The organism is Halomicrococcus pelagicus (genome assembly GCF_050954125.1).
This window is the reverse complement of sequence record NZ_JBPBWC010000011.1, coordinates 72592-93809: the sequence shown is the minus strand read 5'-3', so window position 1 is coordinate 93809 and position 21218 is coordinate 72592. Positions and strand designations below refer to the sequence as shown.

General features: G+C 55.4%; 22 protein-coding genes and 1 pseudogene. 17 read left to right on the top strand and 6 right to left on the bottom strand.

Annotated elements, in window-relative coordinates; translation table 11 throughout:
• Nucleotides 1-942: 942 nt before the first annotated feature.
• Nucleotides 943-1356 carry a PadR family transcriptional regulator gene (locus ACRYA2_RS17910; protein ID WP_433631163.1) on the bottom strand — a complete coding sequence of 138 codons (414 nt, stop codon included), beginning with the start codon at nt 1354-1356 and terminating at the stop codon, nt 943-945.
• 130 nt (nt 1357-1486) lie between these two features.
• Between ACRYA2_RS17910 and ACRYA2_RS17905 the strand changes: the two genes are divergently transcribed.
• The 3 genes from ACRYA2_RS17905 (at nt 1487) to ACRYA2_RS17895 (ending at nt 3176) form a co-directional block, all read left to right on the top strand.
• Entirely contained in the window at nt 1487-2035 is a 549-nt protein-coding gene (locus tag ACRYA2_RS17905; RefSeq protein WP_433631160.1) for a DUF8170 family protein, read from the top strand.
• A gap of 24 nt (nt 2036-2059) precedes the next feature.
• Entirely contained in the window at nt 2060-2329 is a 270-nt protein-coding gene (locus ACRYA2_RS17900) for a hypothetical protein (RefSeq protein ID WP_433631157.1), read from the top strand.
• Nucleotides 2330-2972: 643 nt separating this feature from the next.
• Nucleotides 2973-3176, top strand: a complete 204-nt coding sequence (locus ACRYA2_RS17895) for a hypothetical protein (protein WP_433631154.1) — start codon at nt 2973-2975, stop codon at nt 3174-3176.
• Between the two features lie 106 nt (nt 3177-3282).
• Here ACRYA2_RS17895 and ACRYA2_RS17890 read toward each other — a convergent pair whose 3' ends face one another.
• Entirely contained in the window at nt 3283-6294 is a 3012-nt protein-coding gene (locus ACRYA2_RS17890; RefSeq protein WP_433631152.1) for a PAS domain S-box protein, read from the bottom strand.
• 236 nt (nt 6295-6530) lie between these two features.
• On the opposite strand from ACRYA2_RS17890, the gene ACRYA2_RS17885 reads away from it, so the two are divergent.
• On the top strand, nt 6531-6815 hold the full coding sequence (locus ACRYA2_RS17885) for a DUF7344 domain-containing protein (protein ID WP_433631150.1): 285 nt from the start codon (nt 6531-6533) through the stop codon (nt 6813-6815).
• 243 nt (nt 6816-7058) lie between these two features.
• Here the strand turns inward: ACRYA2_RS17885 and ACRYA2_RS17880 are convergent, their stop codons facing one another.
• Nucleotides 7059-7232, bottom strand: coding sequence for a hypothetical protein (locus tag ACRYA2_RS17880; protein ID WP_433631147.1), 174 nt, complete (start codon nt 7230-7232; stop codon nt 7059-7061).
• A gap of 155 nt (nt 7233-7387) precedes the next feature.
• Nucleotides 7388-7615, bottom strand: coding sequence for a hypothetical protein (locus tag ACRYA2_RS17875; protein ID WP_433631144.1), 228 nt, complete (start codon nt 7613-7615; stop codon nt 7388-7390).
• Between the two features lie 402 nt (nt 7616-8017).
• Here ACRYA2_RS17875 and ACRYA2_RS17870 point away from each other — a divergent pair, with 402 nt between their 5' ends.
• From ACRYA2_RS17870 to ACRYA2_RS17815, 13 genes and pseudogenes are all read left to right on the top strand, one after another.
• A complete protein-coding gene (locus ACRYA2_RS17870) occupies nt 8018-8602 on the top strand; it encodes a DUF7437 domain-containing protein (RefSeq protein ID WP_433631141.1) in 585 nt (194 codons plus the stop codon).
• Between the two features lie 14 nt (nt 8603-8616).
• Nucleotides 8617-9159: a PIN domain-containing protein gene (locus tag ACRYA2_RS17865; RefSeq protein WP_433631139.1), complete on the top strand. Its 543-nt coding sequence runs from the start codon at nt 8617-8619 to the stop codon at nt 9157-9159.
• 148 nt (nt 9160-9307) lie between these two features.
• Nucleotides 9308-9532, top strand: a complete 225-nt coding sequence (locus ACRYA2_RS17860) for a hypothetical protein (protein ID WP_433631136.1) — start codon at nt 9308-9310, stop codon at nt 9530-9532.
• Nucleotides 9533-9538: 6 nt separating this feature from the next.
• Entirely contained in the window at nt 9539-9982 is a 444-nt protein-coding gene (locus ACRYA2_RS17855) for a hypothetical protein (protein WP_433631134.1), read from the top strand.
• Nucleotides 9983-10139: 157 nt separating this feature from the next.
• Nucleotides 10140-10853, top strand: coding sequence for a nucleotidyltransferase domain-containing protein (locus tag ACRYA2_RS17850; protein ID WP_433631131.1), 714 nt, complete (start codon nt 10140-10142; stop codon nt 10851-10853).
• A complete protein-coding gene (locus tag ACRYA2_RS17845) occupies nt 10843-11334 on the top strand; it encodes a DUF8154 family protein (protein WP_433631129.1) in 492 nt (163 codons plus the stop codon). Before ACRYA2_RS17850 ends, ACRYA2_RS17845 begins: the two co-directional genes overlap by 11 nt.
• Nucleotides 11335-11917: 583 nt before the next feature.
• On the top strand, nt 11918-13165 hold the full coding sequence (locus tag ACRYA2_RS17840) for an orc1/cdc6 family replication initiation protein (protein ID WP_433631127.1): 1248 nt from the start codon (nt 11918-11920) through the stop codon (nt 13163-13165).
• A 212-nt stretch (nt 13166-13377) separates the two neighbouring features.
• Nucleotides 13378-13497: a glycine zipper domain-containing protein gene (locus ACRYA2_RS26670; RefSeq protein ID WP_472850132.1), complete on the top strand. Its 120-nt coding sequence runs from the start codon at nt 13378-13380 to the stop codon at nt 13495-13497.
• 407 nt (nt 13498-13904) lie between these two features.
• Complete coding sequence (locus ACRYA2_RS17835; RefSeq protein WP_433631125.1) at nt 13905-14702, top strand: ParA family protein; 798 nt, start codon at nt 13905-13907, stop codon at nt 14700-14702.
• Complete coding sequence (locus tag ACRYA2_RS17830) at nt 14702-15208, top strand: DUF8160 family protein (RefSeq protein WP_433631122.1); 507 nt, start codon at nt 14702-14704, stop codon at nt 15206-15208. The genes ACRYA2_RS17835 and ACRYA2_RS17830 overlap by 1 nt, the downstream gene beginning before the upstream one ends.
• Before the next feature lie 308 nt (nt 15209-15516).
• A complete protein-coding gene (locus ACRYA2_RS17825) occupies nt 15517-16017 on the top strand; it encodes a gamma carbonic anhydrase family protein (protein ID WP_433631119.1) in 501 nt (166 codons plus the stop codon).
• Nucleotides 16018-16146: 129 nt separating this feature from the next.
• A pseudogene (locus ACRYA2_RS17820) lies at nt 16147-16251 on the top strand (IS6 family transposase); the annotation flags it as partial.
• Nucleotides 16252-16371: 120 nt separating this feature from the next.
• Nucleotides 16372-17781 carry an SLC13 family permease gene (locus ACRYA2_RS17815; RefSeq protein WP_433631117.1) on the top strand — a complete coding sequence of 470 codons (1410 nt, stop codon included), beginning with the start codon at nt 16372-16374 and terminating at the stop codon, nt 17779-17781.
• 59 nt (nt 17782-17840) lie between these two features.
• Here ACRYA2_RS17815 and ACRYA2_RS17810 read toward each other — a convergent pair whose 3' ends face one another.
• Together ACRYA2_RS17810 and ACRYA2_RS17805 are read right to left on the bottom strand one after the other, a co-directional pair.
• Nucleotides 17841-19382: a class I adenylate-forming enzyme family protein gene (locus tag ACRYA2_RS17810; protein WP_433631115.1), complete on the bottom strand. Its 1542-nt coding sequence runs from the start codon at nt 19380-19382 to the stop codon at nt 17841-17843.
• 487 nt (nt 19383-19869) lie between these two features.
• Nucleotides 19870-21204 (bottom strand): CoA-binding protein, encoded by a 1335-nt coding sequence (locus ACRYA2_RS17805; protein ID WP_433631113.1) that lies wholly within the window; start codon nt 21202-21204, stop codon nt 19870-19872.
• Between the last annotated feature and the right edge of the window lie 14 nt (nt 21205-21218).

The following is a 21218-nucleotide window of genomic DNA, read 5'->3' as shown; positions in this document are numbered from 1 at the left end:
CACCTGTTGCAACATACATCCGTTGTATCTATCGACTTGCTTTACAAGGTGGCGTAACCCAGTTGTGCCCATCACGATACCCGCTGGATCGCCCACGCTGCTCGTTCTCTGACCGTTTCATCTGGGTCATTCGTCCGGAGATCTCGGAGTCGTTTGCGTCGAAACCGGTGCCTCAGAATTCGCGATGAGCGCACAGGCATTCGCCCGCACCTCGGGACTAGCGTCGTCCAGCGAAGCCTCCAACTGGTCGTGTTATGTCCGGACAGCCTCCGGATCGGCTTCTCCGGCGCGGAGGAGGGCAATCGAGGCGTTGATACGAGCTTGGGTGTGGGGGTCGTCAAGCCGTTCCGCGAGAGCGTCGGCGGAGTCGATTACGGCAGTCGAATGTTGTTGGGCGATATCCGCTAGGAGGCCGACAGCATTGTTCCGGACACGTTCGGCATCGAGGAGGTCGGCGAGGTCGCTGACAATTGGCTCGGCCGCGTCCGGGTATGACGAGGCAATCCGCCTGAGGGCCGTGGATGCATTCGTCTGAATCGTGTCGTCATCTGCCCAAGACGTAGAACAAGAATCAGCACGCAGAGCGGCGGTGCCGTGCCGTTCCGGACTCCCTGTAGTCGTCCGTCACTCCAATGGATGTCGTACGGACATCTAACTTCACGAGCCGTATAAAGATTTCTCGTATGGATATTTATATTAAATTTATATATATAGTAAAATAAACGCAAGATTTCGACCGGTGGTACTGCAAACGACCGTGGTCACCGGTACGTTACACCCCCGCCACGGAAGTGTTGTCGGCGTCACTGAGACGACGAGAACACCCGGGGTTGTGATATCACTCTCACCACCGGTGGATAAATATCGCTGGCGTGGGTCCAGCTTAAAGAGGTGAGAGAACGAGCGATCGAACTGTATCAGCAATCGTGACGTCGAAGCGGGTTACTTTGGTTGAGGACGAGGAGCGTTTTCGTATTTGATCATCTTGTCGGGTTTATCGGAGATTGTGTCGTAGATTCGCTGCAGCGTCTCTTCGGCTGCGAGAAGATTATGTTCCCCGAGGAAGTCGCGACCATCGTCGGTGAGTCCGTAGAATTTCCAGGGGTAGCCTTGTCGACGGTCGTCGGTGGAGAGAGCAACCTCCATCACAATGCCGGCGTCGATCAGCTTCTGAATATGCTTGTAGACGGTGGCGTCACTCACGCTTGGATTGAGCTGCTCGAGTTCGTACATCGAGGGCAGTTGCTTGGGGTGCTGGAGGATATTGTTGATGAGCGCGAATCGCGTCTGTTGGGTGACGAAGTGGACGAGTTCGCGGGTTTTCGTTTCGTCAGCAGTCCCCAGGTCAGTGCTCATACGACTACCTACGTTGTGATGCGTGAAGTAGTTTACCCTAGAGTAAACTACTGTAGAGTAAACTACAGCGATTGTTGACTTGGTAATTCACTTGGTAAACTATATCCTAAGTCTGTGAGAACCAGCGAACATGTCCGATGAGGAGTCGCCTGTTCCCGAGGAGATCCTCACAAGTGCCACTGACACCCTTGATCAAGAGGAGATCTCATTAGCAGACAACGAGGAGATATTGTATTCGCTGAGCGAACTCACACCGATCTACGAAAACGATCGGTCGTATTTCGTCCTTGGAAACTACGACCGGGAGCCAATTCGTCGACTGAATCTCGTAGTTGACCGTCTAAACCGGCAAGCAGACGCCTATGCGTTCCGAATGGTCGATATTCGAGGTGAATGGGATAACAGTATTCAGAAGTTCTGTCTAATTGCCGATATTGTCTCGTATCTCGTTGGTGTTGCTGAGAAGGAGCCAAGCGATTTTCTTGTAGAACAGGGCTTACTCGTTGGCACAACTGAATACTTCTCGAAGAGTTACGTCCTCAAGCGAGAGTACGTGAACGAAGAGCATCCGTTCGGTTGGATGCAAGATGGCGTCTTTGACCTGTTTGACCGAGAAGGCCGGCTATATCGATGGCAAACTGAAGACGACCTCGTCAAAGTGACTGACGAACTACCGTGACGATAGATCATACAGCGGTTTCAGATGGAACTCCCAACACACCAACAGTTGACGTCCACTCTCGACACACCACAAACTCGCCACTGTGAGCCTGGCCGCACGTACGCCACTGAACTCGGCCGGGGCGACGACGAGATCGACCATGCCGATGAGAGTGTGACTGCATTCGACGCGGTGCACGCTCGTCTGCACAATGCGCTCGAAGCGGTCGAGGATCTGTCGGCGGATGTGAAGACCGATCTCATCAACCGGATCGACGACGCAGTCGTTGCCGTCATCACTAACAACGACTGATCGAAGACGCTACGCCACCGGAGTTCACCTCAGTGCCCGTAGCGTCAGCGGTCGCCAATAAAACGCAGTCTCAGCGATATGTACTTAGAGTACCTCGACGGGCACGGATGAGTGACTGCTGCAGCGACGTGTCGCTGGACAGAATCACAAAGTAAGGGTCCAGTCAGAGTTGTTTGTGTGAACGGCAAGCGGTGTCATTCGAGGGTGTCGATGACTCGGACCTAAATATCGTTGTGAGCCTGCGAGATGGAGACAGTGACGTCGTCGATGTCGACCCCGACAGAGAGGCAGCGAGGGCGGCGGACCGTTGATGGCGGTGGTCAGTCGTACGTAATTTGTTCGGGTACCCTCGCTATGTGGTACAATACTACTCATAGGTAAATAATTTTGGGTAAGCAATGTAATATACCTAGTAGCGCTTCCATGGAACTGTTTACTTCCTAGGAAAGCCCCGACTAGTTTAGAGACTGTTTTGCGTATTATTTTTCTGATTAAGATCGAGATATTAAAACCCGGGCAGGCACCCCAAACCAGTTGCTATCTTTAAGCCAATTTGCCAGAAGAGGGTCCATCTTCGGCGGAGATAGCGGTTGAATGCACGAGAACAGAGCATCAGTCCGGTATCACCGAAACAGTTGCCGATATGGCGGGCCAGAAGAATCCGGACGACCGCCCGGGAACGGTCTGGGACGAGATCCCGCTTATTGAGGAAGATCGGGAAGAGGGGGAGCTAACGGCATATGGGCGCCTGCTCGCCGAATCCATGTTCGATGAACGCTATGGTCTCGGGGGAAGTGATCTGACCGATGATGACGTTGAACGCCTCACTCCAGCCTTGGAGTACTAATTGTAGTTCGCAAAAATTCCCATACTTTCGCTGGAGTCCTACTCAGTGATTGGTGGCTCAGTCGTGCTCATACAGGGAGCGTATTCATCGCTTTGGCCTGAGGCGATTACGCCGGAGTCTCGGACGAGAGTAGCGATTTAAACACCTTCTGTTCGGCTTTCCGGAGGTGCTGAGAGAACGTCGGGGGCGCGATCCCGAGTAATTCGGCGAGCTCCTTTCCAGTCGCTTTACGCGGCCACTCGAAGAAACCTGAATACACGGCCACCTCAAGCGTGGCCCGTTGGCGGTCGGTCAGGTCGTCAGTTACTGCTCGCTGGACCTGCGTGAGCGTGTCGTCGCTTCGTGTGATCTGTCGACGTTTCAGTAGGTTGGCCGTCGGGTATGCGTCCTTGACTTTGTCGATGACTTGACGGGCGGCAACGGTGGGGGGAAGGTGGATTCCTATGTAGAGGTCGCCGTCCTCGATCCTCGACTGCTGCAGATACCCACCATGAGCCGCCACGGCCGACACAACTGGGGGTTCCGACAGCCGAAGTTCGAACTGGGCCGTGTCTGCCCCCCGGTCGACGATTGTCATCTTCTCGAAGTGAGAAAGCTGATCGACGAGTGCCTCCAAGGTATCAATCGCGTCCTCGTCGACGGTCCCGTACTCAAGAAAGTCCCCGTCACCGATCGGCACCGTCCTGTCGAACGTGATCGTCCCGTCGACATCTGAATCGAGGCCGATGGTATCGAGAATGTCGAAGGCAGCAAATTCGAGCGCGGTAACCTCGTCGCTAATCAGAGCCTGTTTGCGGTCGACAGCTGCGATGGCGTGGCCAACGATCTCTCCAAGTTGTGCGATTACGTCCCGCTCCTCGCCATTGAACGCCTTCGGACGATCTGCGTAGACCCCAAGCACCCCGTAGAGGGTGTCATCGTAGACGACGGGAATCGCAGCCGACGACCGGTAGCCGTACGTCTTCGCGGACTCGCGCCAGATCTCAAAGCTGGAATCTGTCAATGCATCCTGGACAACTTGTATTTCCTGTGTCCGAATGGCCCTGCCAACAGGTCCCCGTCCTGCCGGATCGTCCGCATCCATCGAGAGAGTAATCTCCTCGAGATAGCCGTCAACGCCAGCCTCGACGCGTGGGATAATCGACTGTGCGTGGAGGTCCACCTCGGCGAACCAGGCGAACTCGTAGGAGTCCACGTCTGCGAGGCGCTCACAGACGACCGCCTCGATCTCCTCGCGAATGGACTGGTCAATGACCATATCATTGATGTCCCGGACGACATCGTTGAGGTTGTTGAGTGCGGCCAGTTGCTTGCGCTGACGTTCGAGTTCCCGTTCGTGCGCTTTGCGCTCGCTGATATCCCGGACGACGCCCACATGTCGGCGGTCCTCGCCGGGAAGCATCGCGAACGTCGCCTCGGCCAGTATCGTCTCCCCATCGGCCGTCTGTACGTCCACCTCCAGACTCCCGCGCTCGCGCTCCCCGGCCATGAGTTCCGCCTCGAGTTGGCCGGCGGCCGCCTGCGTCTCCTCATTGACGACCATCGCGGCCGACGACCCGAGCAGGGCCTTGTGGTCGTAGCCCGTCAGCTCGCAGAACGCGTCGTTGACCAGAATGAATTGGGCCTCGGCATCGAGGACGTACACGCCATCGTTCACCGTCTCCACGATGGTCTCGTACTGTCGTAGTTCACGTTCGCGCTGTTTGCGCTCAGTCACGTTCCGGAAATACACCGACACCCCGGATTCTGAGGGATAGATGGCGTTCTCGAACCACGCGTCAAACGGCTCGTAGTAGTCTTCAAAGACGACCGACCGCCCCTCCTCGACGGCCTCAACGAGTGACCGTTCGAACGAGTCTGTCAGGTCGATTTCGTCTCCCACGTAGCTGCCTATCGCATCCGATTCGGACAGGTCCAGCAGTTCTACCGCGTGGTCGTTGAGATAGCTGAACCGAAGGTCGCTGTCAAGCCCGTAGAAACCATCAGAGATCCGATTGAACACGTTCTCGAGTTCGCTTTCGAGGTCATCGCGCTGGCGTTCCAGACGGTGGGCCTGCTCTTTAAGCGGGGTAATATCCTTGACGGTGGTGATAATCTGGTCAATTTCGCCCTCTGGGCCTTCCAGCGGTACGGCATTCATCGACAACCAGCGGCGGTTACCGTCCGGATATTCGATCTGACACTCCCAGTTGAATACTGGCTCACCAGTTTCCAGTACCTGTGCATACGGCCGCTCGTCTGGAGGTACTAGATTGTCGTCGACGTCGTATATGTTGCGCTCTCCGGCCCTGTATTCGTCGACTTCGTCCTCAGCGATGCCCAGAATCTCAATGGCCCGCTCGTTAGCCTGGATAATATCTCCAGTGGTCGAGAAGAGTCCAATACCGACTGGAACGGTTTGCAAGACCTCCTGGAGGCGGTCCCGCTCATAGCGGAGTTCCTGCTCGTGCTCCCGTCGGTCCGTCATGTCACGTGTGACCTTCGCGAATCCCTCCAGGTCGCCATCGTCGTCGCGGATCGCCGTGATGGTGACATTCGCCCAGAAGCGTGCCCCGTCGGCGCGAACGCGCCACCCCTCGTCTTCCACCGAGCCTTCTCGAGCAGCGGTTGCCAAATTGTGTGCCGGAATGCCTACCGCCTGGTCTTCGTCTGTGTAGAATGTCGAAAAATGCGTGCCCAGAATCTCATCGCCGTCGTAACCCTTGATTTGTCTCGCCCCTGGATTCCACGTCTGGACGTGACCCTCTGGGTCGAGCATGAATATGGCATACTCTTCGACCGCGTCGACGAGGGACTTGAACTGCTCACGGTCCGTCTGATGGGTACTCTTCTCCCATGTCTGGTCGGACATGTCGTCGGTCAGGGTCTCGGCTGCTGCCTCTCCGTCGGGACTAGTGCGGTCGCGGTCCTTGCGCGGTCGCCACCACACACGTCCATTCCCCCCGACTTTCTTGGTATTGAGTCGACCTTCATCGACGAGACGCGCCAAGCGTTCGTACGTGCTTCGTCGGCCAAGGTCAAGGCGGTTCGCTACCTCCGTCGTCGTCTGTGGAACTCCGCCTTTCTCGAAGAGCGCGAGTGTTTCCCGAAGCGCCCTGGTTAATGAGTCTCTGGCCATTGCACCGTTTATCACAGTTTATCCGTATCAATCCTCCGGTGTTGGAGGGCAAATTATTATCAAAAAGGTATTAGTCGTGTTTTGATCTAATATAGTGGGTACAAGCAGGGGCAGTATGTATTTTTCTTTATCTAAGTATTATTAGATACCTAATAATGTAGGCGTCTACATTATGCGTAACAGGCTTCAATTGAAGGCTACACCAGCCATCCCCGGCTGAAAGGGAGGATCCCACTATGAACCAGTTAACCGACAGCGAGTACTTCCAATTACTCTCGGCAGACCGACGGAGAGAGACGCTCGATGTTCTCGCGGAACGGACCGCCCCTATCGAACTCGATGCCCTGGCGGCGGCTGTCGCTGCCCGAGAAAAGGACGTAGATACGGTTACCGAAGAGAAGGTAAACCAGGTTTCATTAACACTCCACCACGTTCATCTTCCGAAGATGGCTGATTTCGGTGTAGTGGACTACGACTCAGACGCATGCCGTGTCGAGTCTTGTCCGTCGAACCGCATCTGACCGAACTCAAACCGGCAGTTCACGGCGTTTGTAACGCAATTGTTTCTCCGGGATTCGCTACTTTGGTTTGGTGATGAGTTGGCCGCGGTCGTCCCAGTCGTCAGGATCGAAATCCGTGTTCTTCGCCCAGGATACTCGGATTCCCGTCCACTTCTTCGGGTCTTCAGTTTGCGGTGGGAACGCCCGTGATGGGACGCCTGGGTTGCGGTCTTTCAGATCGTCAATCACGTCTCCATGAGAAGATTATGCATCGGAGACGATGGCTCTGTCTCGCTCCTCATCGCGAAGCTGGGCGACCTTCTTCAGGCCCATCCATTCGCCCGTGACGCGAGTCCCGTTGTAGAGTCGTTCTTCGACGACTTCGATCGCTTCCTCGTAGGTGGCGTCGTCGGGAATGTCGACGGATGTCGAGACCATCATTAATCCATGCCCAATCGACCACGAAATAGATTCGGCTGAGTATAGTCCACACCGGATTTCCGCTGCTTTCTTCATTGTTCGAGTCAGTGGTCGGCCAGCCTGTACAGTCGCAACGTAGAGCCCTATCTGATGGTCATTCGAGTGTCTGCCGATTACGGCTCGGTGAGCCGAAGCTCGCCTTCAACCTCATAGAGATAGCCCCGCATGAGCAGCCGTTCGAGGATATCGTCAGCGGCAGGGTGACTCAGATCTTCCGCTTCGGCGAGAATCGTATAGGCATGGTCGTAGCTGAAACTGTCGTCGTGCGGCGCGGCAGAAATGAGTGCATCAAGCGCGTCTTGGGCGAGTGGTGATAACGACGGTTCACCATCCGAGACCATGTATATGTCTATGTGCGAGAAGCCAACGGGTAAACCCTCGGTCGCAGTCAGTTTTTGAACGAGGATCATACGCTAAGACAAGGGAATCAGAACCAGACGACATGTCATGCTGAGCTTGGGTTGGCTACGGCAGTGTCGTCTGGTATGCCACGGCGACTGCATTCCACTGTTTGAATCCGATGGTAAAAGACGTGAGCCAGCCAGAGCAAAAGTGAAACTATCCCCTCTACCTGCTAGCGATGAGAAAGCACGGGCAAAACTCGGGTGGTTAGTATACTATACTAACCGCTAATAACCTTGGACACAGCTGCAGTAAGGCGACTGCAGTGACGACGGAAAGTACATTCTCGGAACTCGGTCACTCCCGAAGCGTTATTACTCATTACACGAATCATGTATTGTATGTCGAAGGCGACGGGAGACCCAGAACGTGCGATCAACGGCTTTCTATCGGTGGCACAACTCCTCGAAGAGCCACGGCTCGCTCGTCTCTACACGTATATCCTCCGCAACGGCGAAGTGACGATCGACGATATTGTCGCCAACACAGATACGCCTCGGACGACCGCGTACTCAGATACAGGAACGCTTGTCGACCTCGGCGTCCTCAAACGCGACGAAGCAGAGAAAACTCACACCTATACGGCCACGCCGATCACGCTCACTGCCAACCTCGATGGCGACACGTACACTATCACGCCGACGCTCATCGAGGTGATTGGTCGGTCGCCACAGGATCAGGATCTCGACCTCCTCATCGAGAAACATGGCATCGGGAAACTCGCGGCAGCACTCACGTACGCCATTCCGTATGTGGAGGGCGGCATGACCGAACGCGTTGCAGCACGCGAACTCGGTCTCCAACCGGCGTTCGGGATTGCAATCCTCCAGGCACTCCGCGAGGTAATCCTCGACATGCAGGAGGATGATCCCTACTTCGACCAGATTCGGAATGCCCGTGACGAGCCGATCACCGAGGACGCGTAGAAACCGCTCAATCCATGGAGGAGACGACTCAGTCGATCCCTGAGGATGCGGTGTGGGTTGCTGACTCAGGAGTCTTCATCGCGTGTGGCCGCCAGCAGGGAAGCAAGTATACAGCGCTGGAGCGATTCGCCCAACGGAATGGAATCACGTTCGTGATTCCACAGCGAGTGTACGAGGAGCTTGGCGGTGCGCCAGAACGGAGTACACCCGGCCAGTCGCCGATCAACAGTGCTATCGACAGCGGCTGGGTGACCGTCGCTGATGAATTAGATTACACGAATGCGACGGTGTCAAGTGTGATGGACGATATTCGGAGCTTCATTGCAAGTAACTCAAATCGCTCTGAGGACGCTATCGAGAAGGCGGATACTGCACTTGGTGGTGTTGCAGCCCAACTCTTAATCAGCGAGAGCGCCTCCGCTGTCTGTATTCTCACGACAGATGTCGATGCAGGGACCGGTGTCGTGGCTGTACTCGAAGCTCACGGATTCGAGGGTCAAATCTCGTTCAAAGATGGATTTGAGCTGATTGCGGAATTAACCTCCTCCACGCCGTGAACGACGTGGAATCCGGCCACCGGATTTCGGCGGTTGAAGCCTTCGAGGTTCCAACCCGCACTCAGAGGGAACCGGCAACATAATGCTAAATACACTCCTGATCTCCACCTCAAACTGGCATTTCACTGTCTCCAATCGACGAAAGAGTATGACAACAGCAGATGATATTCTTTATACAGACGAGTTCACGCTTGCCTATGACCACGAATGGACAAGCGCCTCGTTTCAGGGTACTTCGAAGTGTGAGGAAGGAATCTCTGAAAGAGATTTCTCAGGACAAATTCTCTATGACTTCACAAGCACGGACATGTGGTCCACTATTGCTGCAGAACGAAGGCGAGACCAGGCTTCATTAGTTAGTAGACTGTACTAACATCTGATGGCGAACCAGATTAAGGAGTCCGGGAATGGTCTCGCCCTCCAGGTCACGAAGCCGGCCAGAGCAGCCGGACTTGTGGAGGAGACCGAAAATGGCGACGTAGAACGGCGTGCTGACGTCCGTGTATTCGCGTTCGACGACCTCCTTCTCATCGCGGATACTGATCGCGTTGATGCCGATGAGATGGCAGAGTTAGCGACGTCTGCCGCGCGCGACACCTCATCGGTACATCGGGCAATGGACACCTCGATTCAGATTGCCGGCAACGGCTATCAAGTCCAACTTCCACCCGCTGCAGACGCCGGGTTTCGCGTCGGTGATCAACCAGCCTGCACGGCTGCACCCAACATGCTCGTGCTCGCAATGCGTGACACGGAACGGTTGGCGTCGGATCTCGAGACGATTCGGCACGAGCAGCTTGTTGAGGCGAACAGTGGCGATTAGCATACAGTACTAGCCTCAGTGAGTCAGTTGAGGGAGAAACAGGTGCTACAACTACCAGGTTGAGACTGATCAAACAAGAGCGGATACGGTGCGAGTATTTAGCGTCTTGGCAAGATAGCATATAAAGTTTTTACGTATGTGGATACTAAGGGTATCTATGGGTAGTGAGAGTAGCCAAGAGTCGATTTCGACGACAGAAGGAGAGGCGTCTATAGCGACGATAAAGGTGCCAGTGCCAGCAAATGATCCGGATATATACCGGCATACGGCGACGGACGAACTCCTACAGTTTTTAATCGACCGCCCCTTCAACGAGTATACGCTGCGAACGTTAGCGTCGATCGTTGGCGTTACGCACCGAACTGTTGGGAAGGCAGTTGATGTTCTCGAAGCCAACGGACTCGTCATAGTCCAGCGTGAAGGCAACAAAAAACTCGTCCAAATCAACCGTGATCGGGTAACAGTTCCCGACGATCCCTTACTCCGTATCCCCCAGTCGGAGTTCCACAGACCCGTACAGACCGCTCTTAAAGACCTTCAGGATGAACTCGATGACATTCTCGGCATCGTCGTCTATGGAAGTGTCGCACGCGGTGAGGCAGATCGGCAAAGCGATATCGACCTCTGGATTCTTATCCGAAACCATCGCGGTCGTAATCAGCGGCGAGCAACACAAATAGAGAACAACCTCGCTGAACAGCCAATCAACGACGAACGGTACGACTTCCACATCGTCGTAGAGTCTCCCGACTCCGTGCCGGCACATACAGAAGATATCGCAGAGATCGTCGTGTCCGGCATCACGCTCATAGAGACTGAAGAATTCACGAAATTCCAGTCGATCATGGAGGACATGGTCGATGACGAGTGATCCGGATGCTGTCGCCGATGCGCTTGCCACGGCGAGTCAGGCCTTCGAACGTGGCGGAACCCCTGAAGACGGACTTGCCGAACTATCTGAGGACGAAGCCCAGCTCCGGAAAGCATGCCGTCTGATAGCTGCTGCACGGACACTCCAGAACCACAACGGCTACCACACAGCTGTCGTCGAGCTTACGTTCGGTGCAATCGAGCGCTCCTTCGAGTTCTACGCGATTGCACTGGGCAACGACGCTGTCCGCGACTTCATGGACCACGAGTACGCCTACCAGCGCGTATTCGAACTTGGTGCAATCAGTGAAACACTGAAAGAGGACTTTCAAGCGCTCTACAACGAAAACCGGGCGGCGTCATACTATTCTGGCCGAGCGGTGACCGCCGAACAGGCGAATGCTATGCTCGGACTCGCTGTCGAGGCGCACGAGTTCCTTCGCGATCATCCCCGGGACCATTTCAACTGCCTCTGCGAGTAATCTGTAGTCGTTATGCGGCCTTGTGCTAGAAAGGACTGTGACAGCGTTGTTAGTTCGTCAACTGCTTTCAGGTGAATATCTTCTCTAGAGGGGGAGAGAGAGTGGCGTTTCCAGTGCTTCGAATCTAGGGCAACCGATAAAGCTCGAAGCCAGTTATTAACACTATCTAATCCACGGAAACTATACCTATAGTTGTAGTGCGGACTAATACAATAGCTTCACTATTAAACCTTTCCGTCGTACAGTTCGATATCTCGAGTCCCAGTTCAAATAGAGAAAAGCACTGGAAACACCACTCTCTCTGTGTGGGTTGACCACCGAGCAGAAATCACGGAAAATCTATATCCAGTATAGAGCAGCTCTACTTTCCTATAGCCTCGGATAGCACTGGAAACACCACTCTCTCTTCCACCCTATACTGCCCGAGCACTGGAAATGGTGGTGGGGTAGAGCACTGGAAACGGTGGTGTCTGACGGAATGAAAACATCTATTATCTCAGCACTGGAAACGATGGACTAACCAATAGCACTGGAAACCCCGCCCCCAATATAGCACCGGAAACCCTGCCACTACGTCACAACAATGAACGAGATCAGCTTCGAACCCGACGATTCACTCTACAAAAACCGCGACAGTCTATCAGAAGACTACACGCCCAACACGATTGTCGGGCGCGATGAAGAAATATCGCAGTATCATACAGCCCTCCAACCAGTCATCAACGGCGAACGACCAAGCAACATCTTTCTCTATGGCAAAACTGGCGTCGGGAAAACCGCCGTAACGAGTTATCTCCTGAACCAACTAGCAGATGACGCCGACCGGTTCGACCTCGACCTCTCGATCATCTCGCTCAACTGTGAAGGTTTGAACAGCAGCTACCAGGTCGCGGTCAACCTCGTGAATCGAATTCGATCACCAGAAGAGCAAATCAGCAAAACCGGCCACCCCCAGTATGAGATCTACGAATTCCTCTGGCGTGAACTCGACAATCTCGGCGGCACTGTACTCCTCGTGCTTGACGAAGTCGACAACATCGGCGAAAACGATAGCATCCTCTACCAAATTCCACGCGCACGAAGCAACGGCAACATCTCGGACGCAAGAGTCGGCATTATCGGCATCAGTAATGATCTCGCGTTCCGCGAAAACTTATCGGCGAAAGTGCGATCATCGCTCTGCGAGAAATCGATCTCATTCCCACCCTATGACGCCACCGAACTCCGCAGCGTCTTAGAACAACGAGCTGACGTTGCCTTCCACGACGACGCGCTCGAAACCGACGTTGTCCCTCTCTGTGCAGCATATGGCGCCCAAGATGCCGGTGACGCCCGGAAGGCACTCGACTTACTCCGCGGCGCTGGCGACATCGCCCGAGCAGATAACGCCGACATTATTACTGAAAACCACGTAAATCAGGCTCGAGATGAACTCGAGCGCGAAGAATTAATGGATGGCATCGCTGATCTGGCTGACCACCAACAACTCGTCCTGTACGCTCTCACCACACTCGAAGCGGAGGAAGAAACACCTGCCCGTTCCCAGACAGTTTTCGAACGGTACAAACAGCTCTGTACGTTCGCTGGCATTGAAGCCCGGACAAGCCGTCGTGTTCGCGATTTCCTTGCCGACCTTGCAAAGCTCAGTATCATTCTTTCCTCGCAGCGGAACGACGGCCTCTCCGGCGGCCAATATCGCGACCACGAACTCGATCACGATCTCACCACTATATTGAATGCCATGAGTGAACTCATCGAACGAGTGGGCATTCACCAAAGCGTTCGTCCACATGTTCAGGAATCAGATAGCATAGTCCTCTCCTCCGAATAATCCCGTTTCTTTTGGCCTTGTTGAAACCCTCAATCGGTAACCGGTTCCAGGAGTCATGCTGAATAGATAGTGCGTGTCTTCCAGTGTGGCGATGTAAATCGCTCCCGTCGTGGTGAACGTGTCTCTACTCCGTTCACAGTGTTTCCGGTGATCAACCGAACTGGGGAAGAGGGGCCTTCCAACGAAAGATCAGCAATCAATCGTCATCGCCATTGCTCTCGGGGGCGGGTATCGGGGTTGCGCTCGGAACTAGGATGGATAATCTTGGATTGGGGCTGGCGATCGGGATTGCGGTTGGAGTCGCTATGGGTATCGCATTATCTACTCAATGAACAGCGATACCAGCAATTCGGACGAACTCTCCCATCTAGATCAGTGTGCGCTGAGCCTGTATTATCCATTCAGAACTCGATACTGACGCATGGATTCTCCGTCCAGCACCCGGCTCCTATCAGCTTTAAGTGCCCCAATAGGAAATATGACTTACTATTATAATACTAAAATAAAAGTAACTGGAGGAATAGGACAAGTTCCTCGGGGCTTGATCCTGAAGCGGTTCACCCTGTTCGACGAGTCTCGCATCTTCTTTCACATACGGCAGGTATCTTAGATATGTAGGTTCTACAGGGTACAGTAGATACATCAGATACAACAGACTGCCCAGATATAAATGATATCCTAGATACGTCTGACATACTATTATGGGAATGGGATAAGATACGTCAGATATAGTTGGAACATGACTCAGGTACTGGCCGTCTCGAACCAAGCCGGTGGTGTCGGAAAGACAACAACCGCAATCAACGTCGCCGGAGCGTTGAACGAGCTTGACTACGATGTCCTCCTGGTCGACGCTGACCCGCAGGGAACTGCTACGGAGGGCGTTGGGTTCCGCGAGCTGTATAATCAAAAGATTCCGAGCTTGCATCAGGTAATGGTTGATCCATCCCGGACCAGTGAGATCAACGATATTATCCAAGAACACGAGGAGTTCGACGTAATCCCGTCGAACAAGGCGATGGATGCCTTGAAGGATATGTTGCTGACGCAGGTAGCAAATAGTGAAATGCGGCTAAAACTCGCATTAGCCGAACTAGATACAGACTACGATTACATTATTATCGACTGTCCACCCGACCTTTCGCAGATACTGGATAACGCTTTGCTAGCAGCTGAGAACGTGGTGATCCCAGTTGAACCAACCCGTCGCAGCATCCGTGCCATTGAGAAAATGAATGAGGAGATCGACTATCTGGAGTCGAGCTTCCCCAGTCAGATAGATCAGATACAGATCCAAGGTATCATAGTGAACTCAGTCGAAAGCACACCGAACAACGATACAAAACAGATGTTGGAGTTCTTCAGTGATGCTCCATACCCTGTTTTTCAGGTGCCGGAGCGTGTCGCTATCCGTCGAGCGTGGAATAACGGCGTTTCCGTATTCCAGCATGATGATCCGGCGAAGCTCAATGATGCCCGTGACGCGTACCTCTCAATTGCCGAGGAACTGACAGCGGAGACGGAGGTGACTGCGTGATGACAGACGATCTTGACGAACGGAAGGAGGAGACATGGGGAATGAGTGAAGTACGTTCAACCGGGGCAAGCTCAGAAACAACAGATCCGTCACCCACGTCAGATACAACAGACACGGAAGATCAACAAGATAGTTCAGACACTCAAGGTACTGATGATGGCTCGGATACAGAAAGCAGCGCTGATGCCGAAGACACCGCGAACACCAAAAATACAGAACAGAGATCAGATAGCACAGATACATCAGATATAGCTAAAGGCGACACTGTTCGAGCGATGGCGGTTGACGCCGAAGCGAAAGGGTTCGCTGTCCGCGATCTCCACAATGTCAACGTCTATCTCTACGAAGACATCTATCAGGAGATGATTGCTGAATTTAAAGATCTGGATTCGGAATACTTCCAAGAGCACGGTGACGAACTCTCGAAAAACAAGGAGTTCTTCAATGCAGTGTTCCGAGCGGGGCTACAGAGCTCACAGCTACGAGAAGAACTGGAGTTAGAGTAGGCGTTCACGACGAACGTCGAAAAGTAGTTCACGATCGGGTATATACCCAGTTCTAACGGTTTTACGGCTAACTCGTAGGAGACGGCGTGCTCCCGTTTTGTGCTGTACTCGGACAACAGGATGGTTGCAACGCTCGTCGTGCTATCACTCTCCTTCGGAAAGTCGATGCTTTCGCTCGTGAATTCAAGGGCCGTGATTCACGTACCGCCCACCGGATACGTAGCTTTCTTTCTGACTTCGAGATACTCAGTCTCACCTCCCAGCGATGGAATAGTAGTTTTATGATGCCTGTCCGAGAGTGGTGAGATATGATACGGTCGTTTGAAGATCACACGCCAGAAATAGCGGAATCGGCGTACGTCGACGAGGCGGCAGTCGTGATCGGTGACGTCGTAATCGAAGCCGACGCGAGCGTGTGGCCGAACGCAACGGTTCGAGGTGACAGTGGACGGATCGTCATCGGGAAAGGGGCAAATGTCCAGGACAACGCGGTCCTGCACGAAGACGTGGTCCTCGAATCGGAGACGACAGTCGGTCATAGCGCGATTGTCCACGCGGCAACAGTTGCAGAAGGTGCACTCGTCGGCATGAATGCGGTTGTCCTCGACGACGCTCACGTCGGTGAAGAAGCGATCGTCGGGGCTGGTGCTGTCGTCACTGAGGGGACCGACGTCCCACCCAGCGCACTTGTAACAGGCACACCGGCTGAACTGAAAGCCGAACTGGACGATCTAGATACCGCAGCAACGGCCGAACATTACGCTGAACTCGCAGCCCGACACGAGAATACATCTAAACGGATCAAATGACACCGAGCAATATCAGATCAGACGTGAATAAGAGTTTTACTAGAGAAATTAATATTGTGACTTCCTCAATATCACTGGCACTGTTCAGATACAGTCTGAAGACGGAGACGGTTGGAATTCTAGGTGTGCATGCCAGAGTTCGACCGCCTCACCGATTTTAGAGACTGGATTGAGTTAGAGTTTGTTGAGCGAGAGGCGACACCGGAGCCGCTGATGAAGTTCGGTATCCACCTCCTCGACCGCTACGGTTACGTCGACCGTTGGTTCCGAAGATCGCATCGGCTGGAGACTCTCGGGTGCCGGAGAATTAGTCCAAAAGAGTAATTGCACTCAGCCGTGAGCACCAATTCACCAATGGCAGACGGAATACGCCGGTTCGAGGCTAATACTTCTAATATCGATCCCGCGTGGCTGTCCCTCCCCGCCGGACTGCTTGCGGCCGTCGGTATCTTCCAGTTCGCACCGCTAACGGCCGACACGGCGCTCATGCTCGCGATCACGGTGTTCTGCGTCATGTTATGGATCGGATCGCCCGTTGAGCCGTGGTTTACGGCCCTCATCTGTATCGGGTTGATTGGGGTCGCGTTCTCGTCTAAACTGGCGTTGACCGGTTTCCGCTCGCCGGCTACGTGGCTGGTTGTTGTCGGGATCCTCATTGGTGAGGCCGCCCAACAGAGCGGACTGGCGGAACTGGTTGAGCGACTCGCCCATAACCGGATGTCCGACCGCGTCCTGAGCGATGCCGTGGTCGCGTACCGCTATTTGCTCGTCGTCTTCTGCTTTGCCAGCCTTGGGCTAGCCGTCCTGATCCCTTCCTCGCTCGTTCGGGTGCTCATCCTCGGTCCGATCCTGATCTCGCTGGGCGACCTGTTCACTGAGCGCCGTGCGAAGGTCGGTCTCTTTCTCGGACCGCTGTTCGCAACGTTCTACGGCTCCTCGGGCGTCCTGACGGGGTCGCTTGCGAACATTATCGTGACCGGGTTAGTTGAGTCCAGCGGCGGACCCTCAATCTCGTGGACCGAGTGGCTGCACTGGCTCGGCCCTGTGATGGGCGTCGGCCGGGTCCTGCTCGTCGTCGGCATCACTTATCTCCTCTACCGGCCGCGCGAGCGGGACGGCATCATCGCCCCCGAACGGACCGAACGGGCGACTGTGTCCGCGGACGAGTTGCGCATGTTCGGATTCCTCCTCCTCGGAGTGGTGATCTGGGCAACAGATTTCATCCATGGCCTGCATCCACTGTTCGGCGCCCTCGCGGTCGCACTCCTCGCGTTCGCTCCCCGAATCGGCGTCGTCAGGTCCGATGCCGTCAGTGAAGCCGACTTCTCGATTCTCTTTTTCCTCGGCGCAATTTTTGCGATCGCAGAGGGCCTCCAGCGGACCGGATTCACCGACCTCGCGGCTGGACAGTTGCTGTCGTATCTGCCAAGTGACGCATCGCTGCTCGTCGTGCTCGGGTTCGTGGTCGTGGTTGCCCAGCTGCTCACGCTCGTGATGGAGGGGCTTGCTGTCGCGAGTGTCCTCACGCCGGTTCTCATCTCCTTTTCGACCGGGGCCGGCGTCCCGCTCGTCCCCGTGGCGATGATCGAGGCGGCGGCGCTCAATACCTACTTCTTCCCCTACCAGTCGGCCGTCCTCGTCGCCATCCTCGGAATGGACGTGGTCAACAGCGTGGAACTGACGCAAATGTCTGCTGCCGTCGCCGTCACTACGCTGCTGCTCCTCATCCCGATCCAGATCAGCGTGTTCGTCGTCTTTTTCTGACCGCCACCGTCCGTCGTCGTGATCGATGATCAACGGTGGGAAATCCGGTGGGGCCCGATTCACTCAAAGTACTGCTCGATGAGTTCCTGCCGGGCAACCGTCCCAGTGGCGGTCTGCGGGAGTGGCTCCCCGATAATGCAGTACTCACGCGGGCGCTTGAAGTTCGCTAGCCCATCGCTCTCCTTACAGTGAACCGAGAGATCGTCCGCCGAAAGATCCGCCGAGGTGACGACAGCGGCGGTGACGACCTCTCCCCAGTGGTCGTCGTCGAGTCCGAACACGCAGCATTCCTCGACGTCGGGGTGTTCCTTGAGGGTACGCTCGACCTCTGCCGGATAGATGTTCTCACCGCCGCAGACGATCATGTTGTCCACACGATCGATGATGTGAAGGTAGCCGTCCTCGTCTACTCGTGCAACGTCACGGGTGCGAAGCCAGCCGTCGAAGTAGGTCTTCGATTCGGCCTCATCGTTGTCGATATAGCCGTCGGACATCCCGGGGCCGCGGGCGATAATCTCTCCCCGCTCCCCGGGATCAACCGTCGCCTCCGGATCGGGGTCCTCGTCGAAGGGCGTCTCCTCAACGATTCTGATCTCCCAAGTGAACGCTTCTTTGCCGACCGTTCCCGGACGCTCCTTCTGGACGCTAGGGTGCGCGAAGGTCAGGTCCGGCCCCGCCTCGGTCATACCATAGGTGTTCCACACCTGATCAGTGAGTTGCTCGGACGTCTCCTCGATGAGGTCCTCGCTCACGATAGAGCCGCCGGTCCGGATGTATGAGAGGCTGCCGACATCGTAGTTGGCTTTCCGCTGGACGCCGTTTATCGCGCTGAGCTGGGTCGGCACTGCGAGCAGACCTGTAATCTCATACTCCTCGATGAGTTCGAGGGCCTCCTCAGGATCGAACGACCGGTGGAGGACGACGGTCGCACCGGCGACGAAATGGGGATAGAGCCAGGCGTCGGTCGTCACCATGTGGTGCCACGGTGTCGTGCATAGCGCTGTGTCGGTCTCGTCGATACCGTGCTCCATCACGCCCTGGACGGCACCGTACCACAGTTGCTCCTGATCGAACGAGACGGCTTTCGGCGTGCTCGTCGTCCCGCTGGTGTACAGCACCGCGCACTCGTCGCCTACCGGGAGGTCGTCGTCGAGCGTATCCGCTGCTTCGGCGAGCACAGTCTCATAAGAATCCACACTCTCGTGGTCCACGGATTCGGTTCCGGCGTGGATCGCCGTTTCGAACAATCCACAGTTGAGCATCTCCAGCGCTGTCTCGGCGTTGGCGTCGTCGAACACGAGCGCGCGGGCGGCGGCGACCTCGGCCATCTCGACGAGTTCGGCCGTATCCGCCCGAAACGAAAGCTGCACCGTCCCGGCCCCGCGCTTGTCGCCGGCGATCATCGACTCTACTGCGGCCGGAGAGTTCAACGCGAGGACTGCACAGCGGGCTGATCCGATCCGCTCGAAGAGGGCATTAGCCAGCTGTGTACTCCGGCGGTCAAATTCCGCGTAGGTGAACTCGCGGTCGTCGTCGGTGATGATAGCCGTCTTCCCAGGGTAACACCTGGCAGTCCGCTTGAAGGCCTCTCTGAGTTTCATTGTGAGACACGGGATGTGATATCTGGTACCAGACTAAGTACAGTATTAATTGTTGTGGTGACGGTTGAACTTAGTCGGACTTGACGACCGATATCTCGCGACGATCTCATACGACCGGTCGCGGCTCAGACACGCGTGTCCAACGCCCTAGGGAAACGGCGGTCATGGACCGAATCCCGGTCGCCGGAGTGTTTGCAGCCGCCCCCGACGTTCGTGCTTCCGGCGGTCAGCACGTCGCTGTATGGTGGGACGCTGACGCCCCAATTCGACTTGCGAACCGGCCTTCGTTCACGGGATAGCCGTTGCGGTCCCGCTGTTCATCGCGTATCTTCGGGATGGGCTACGTCAACGGGTGCGTCCGCAGCGAGAGACTGCCAATCCCCCGGTGGACATGTTGTACCGCGACGTCCGCGTCAGCACTCCCGACGACGTTCGATATCAGCTAACGAAACGATCGAGCAGTTGAACTGGCTCACCGTCGAGCTTTCTACACATTGTCGGCGACTAACTCGATTAGCGCTGCGACCGCGCTCGCCCCGCGTTCCGGTGCTTGGAACGTCGGGATGCCGGCCTCCTCCATCTGCAGCCGTTCTTCTTCGAAGCTTTCCGGGCCGGCCACCGTGAAGATGATCGGCTTGTCGATCTCTTCGGCGAGCGTCTCCAGTTCGTCGACCGGGTAGCCCAGCGAGTCCTCGTAGATCTCGTAGACAATAACGATGTCGACGTTGTCGTCGCGGGCGACGGCGTCGATGACCTGACCGAACTCGGGCAGCGGTCGGCCTGTGTCGACCGGATTCTCCGTGTAGGTGATCCCCTGCAGCAGATCGTCGACTCGCTCCTGAGTCTCCTCGTCCAGCTCGGGTAACACGGCGCCGCACTCGTTGAGTTCGTCAGCGATGATGATCCCCGGGCCGGCCTGGGCCGTAACGAGGCCGACGTTTTGCCCTGCCGGGATCGGCGTGTCCGCGATCGCACGGCTGGCATCGATGAGTTCGGTCACCGATGAGACGAAGACAACTCCCTCGCCGGCGAGGGCGTCTTCGTAGGTCTCGCGAGCCTGAATCGGTGCACTGGTATGTGACTCGACGAAGTCACTCAGCTCCTCGCTACCGGCCTTGTATGCGACAATTGGCGTCTCCGCCTCTCGGCAGACCTTGAGGACCTTGTCGATATCTTCAGTACCCTCAATGTGAAGTGCGATCGCGTCGGTCAGTGGATCGTCGTCGAGCACCGGAACGAGTTCGGCAAAACCAGTGTTTGCTCGGTTCCCGAGACCGAACATGGCCGATACACCGTACTCTTCACGGTCCAACTGAAATGCGGAGGTGATTCCGACTCCAGCGCTTTGGGTGAGTAGGGCAACGTTCCCTGTCTCGACGTCGCGTATCTCTGGGACGAACGAGCCATAGAGATCCAGATGCGGGATACAGTATCCCGCTGTGTTGGGCCCGAGAATCGTCATGTCGTATTCGTCTCCGATACGAACGATTTCGTCCTGGCGTTCTTGGCCCTCCTCATCAACTTCTGCGAAGCCACCGGCGAAGATCACTGCCGCACCGATGCCTGCTTCACCGCAGTCTTCCAAGACCTCCGGTACAATGGGACTGGGTACACAACATAGGGCCAGATCGGCGTCAACCTCATGGACTGATTCAACGAACTCGTAACCGTAGACTTCCCCTGAACTGGAGGGATTGACCGGGTAGACATCTCCCTCGTAGGAATGAATATTTGTCATCGCGTCGTTCCCGAGCTTCCCCGGAGTTTTTGACGCGCCGATGACGGCAATTCCGTCCGGATCAAAGAGGTCAGTTACACCCATATTGGAGTATTATC

Bases quoted from the DNA above. Each gene is read 5' to 3' on its own strand.
- ACRYA2_RS17865 (WP_433631139.1), top strand. From the start codon at position 8,617: ATGGAGGAGACGACTCAGTCGATCCCTGAGGATGCGGTGTGGGTTGCT.
- ACRYA2_RS17905 (WP_433631160.1), top strand. From the start codon at position 1,487: ATGTCCGATGAGGAGTCGCCTGTTCCCGAGGAGATCCTCACAAGTGCC.
- ACRYA2_RS17805 (WP_433631113.1), bottom strand. From the start codon at position 21,204: ATGGGTGTAACTGACCTCTTTGATCCGGACGGAATTGCCGTCATCGGC.
- ACRYA2_RS17900 (WP_433631157.1), top strand. From the start codon at position 2,060: ATGGAACTCCCAACACACCAACAGTTGACGTCCACTCTCGACACACCA.
- ACRYA2_RS17825 (WP_433631119.1), top strand. From the start codon at position 15,517: ATGATACGGTCGTTTGAAGATCACACGCCAGAAATAGCGGAATCGGCG.
- ACRYA2_RS17910 (WP_433631163.1), bottom strand. From the start codon at position 1,356: ATGAGCACTGACCTGGGGACTGCTGACGAAACGAAAACCCGCGAACTC.
- ACRYA2_RS17855 (WP_433631134.1), top strand. From the start codon at position 9,539: ATGGCGAACCAGATTAAGGAGTCCGGGAATGGTCTCGCCCTCCAGGTC.
- ACRYA2_RS17885 (WP_433631150.1), top strand. From the start codon at position 6,531: ATGAACCAGTTAACCGACAGCGAGTACTTCCAATTACTCTCGGCAGAC.
- ACRYA2_RS17890 (WP_433631152.1), bottom strand. From the start codon at position 6,294: ATGGCCAGAGACTCATTAACCAGGGCGCTTCGGGAAACACTCGCGCTC.
- ACRYA2_RS17845 (WP_433631129.1), top strand. From the start codon at position 10,843: ATGACGAGTGATCCGGATGCTGTCGCCGATGCGCTTGCCACGGCGAGT.
- ACRYA2_RS17870 (WP_433631141.1), top strand. From the start codon at position 8,018: ATGTCGAAGGCGACGGGAGACCCAGAACGTGCGATCAACGGCTTTCTA.
- ACRYA2_RS17810 (WP_433631115.1), bottom strand. From the start codon at position 19,382: ATGAAACTCAGAGAGGCCTTCAAGCGGACTGCCAGGTGTTACCCTGGG.
- ACRYA2_RS17850 (WP_433631131.1), top strand. From the start codon at position 10,140: ATGGGTAGTGAGAGTAGCCAAGAGTCGATTTCGACGACAGAAGGAGAG.
- ACRYA2_RS17840 (WP_433631127.1), top strand. From the start codon at position 11,918: ATGAACGAGATCAGCTTCGAACCCGACGATTCACTCTACAAAAACCGC.
- ACRYA2_RS17830 (WP_433631122.1), top strand. From the start codon at position 14,702: ATGACAGACGATCTTGACGAACGGAAGGAGGAGACATGGGGAATGAGT.
- ACRYA2_RS17880 (WP_433631147.1), bottom strand. From the start codon at position 7,232: ATGGTCTCGACATCCGTCGACATTCCCGACGACGCCACCTACGAGGAA.
- ACRYA2_RS17895 (WP_433631154.1), top strand. From the start codon at position 2,973: ATGGCGGGCCAGAAGAATCCGGACGACCGCCCGGGAACGGTCTGGGAC.
- ACRYA2_RS17835 (WP_433631125.1), top strand. From the start codon at position 13,905: ATGACTCAGGTACTGGCCGTCTCGAACCAAGCCGGTGGTGTCGGAAAG.
- ACRYA2_RS17875 (WP_433631144.1), bottom strand. From the start codon at position 7,615: ATGGTCTCGGATGGTGAACCGTCGTTATCACCACTCGCCCAAGACGCG.
- ACRYA2_RS17860 (WP_433631136.1), top strand. From the start codon at position 9,308: ATGACAACAGCAGATGATATTCTTTATACAGACGAGTTCACGCTTGCC.
- ACRYA2_RS17815 (WP_433631117.1), top strand. From the start codon at position 16,372: ATGGCAGACGGAATACGCCGGTTCGAGGCTAATACTTCTAATATCGAT.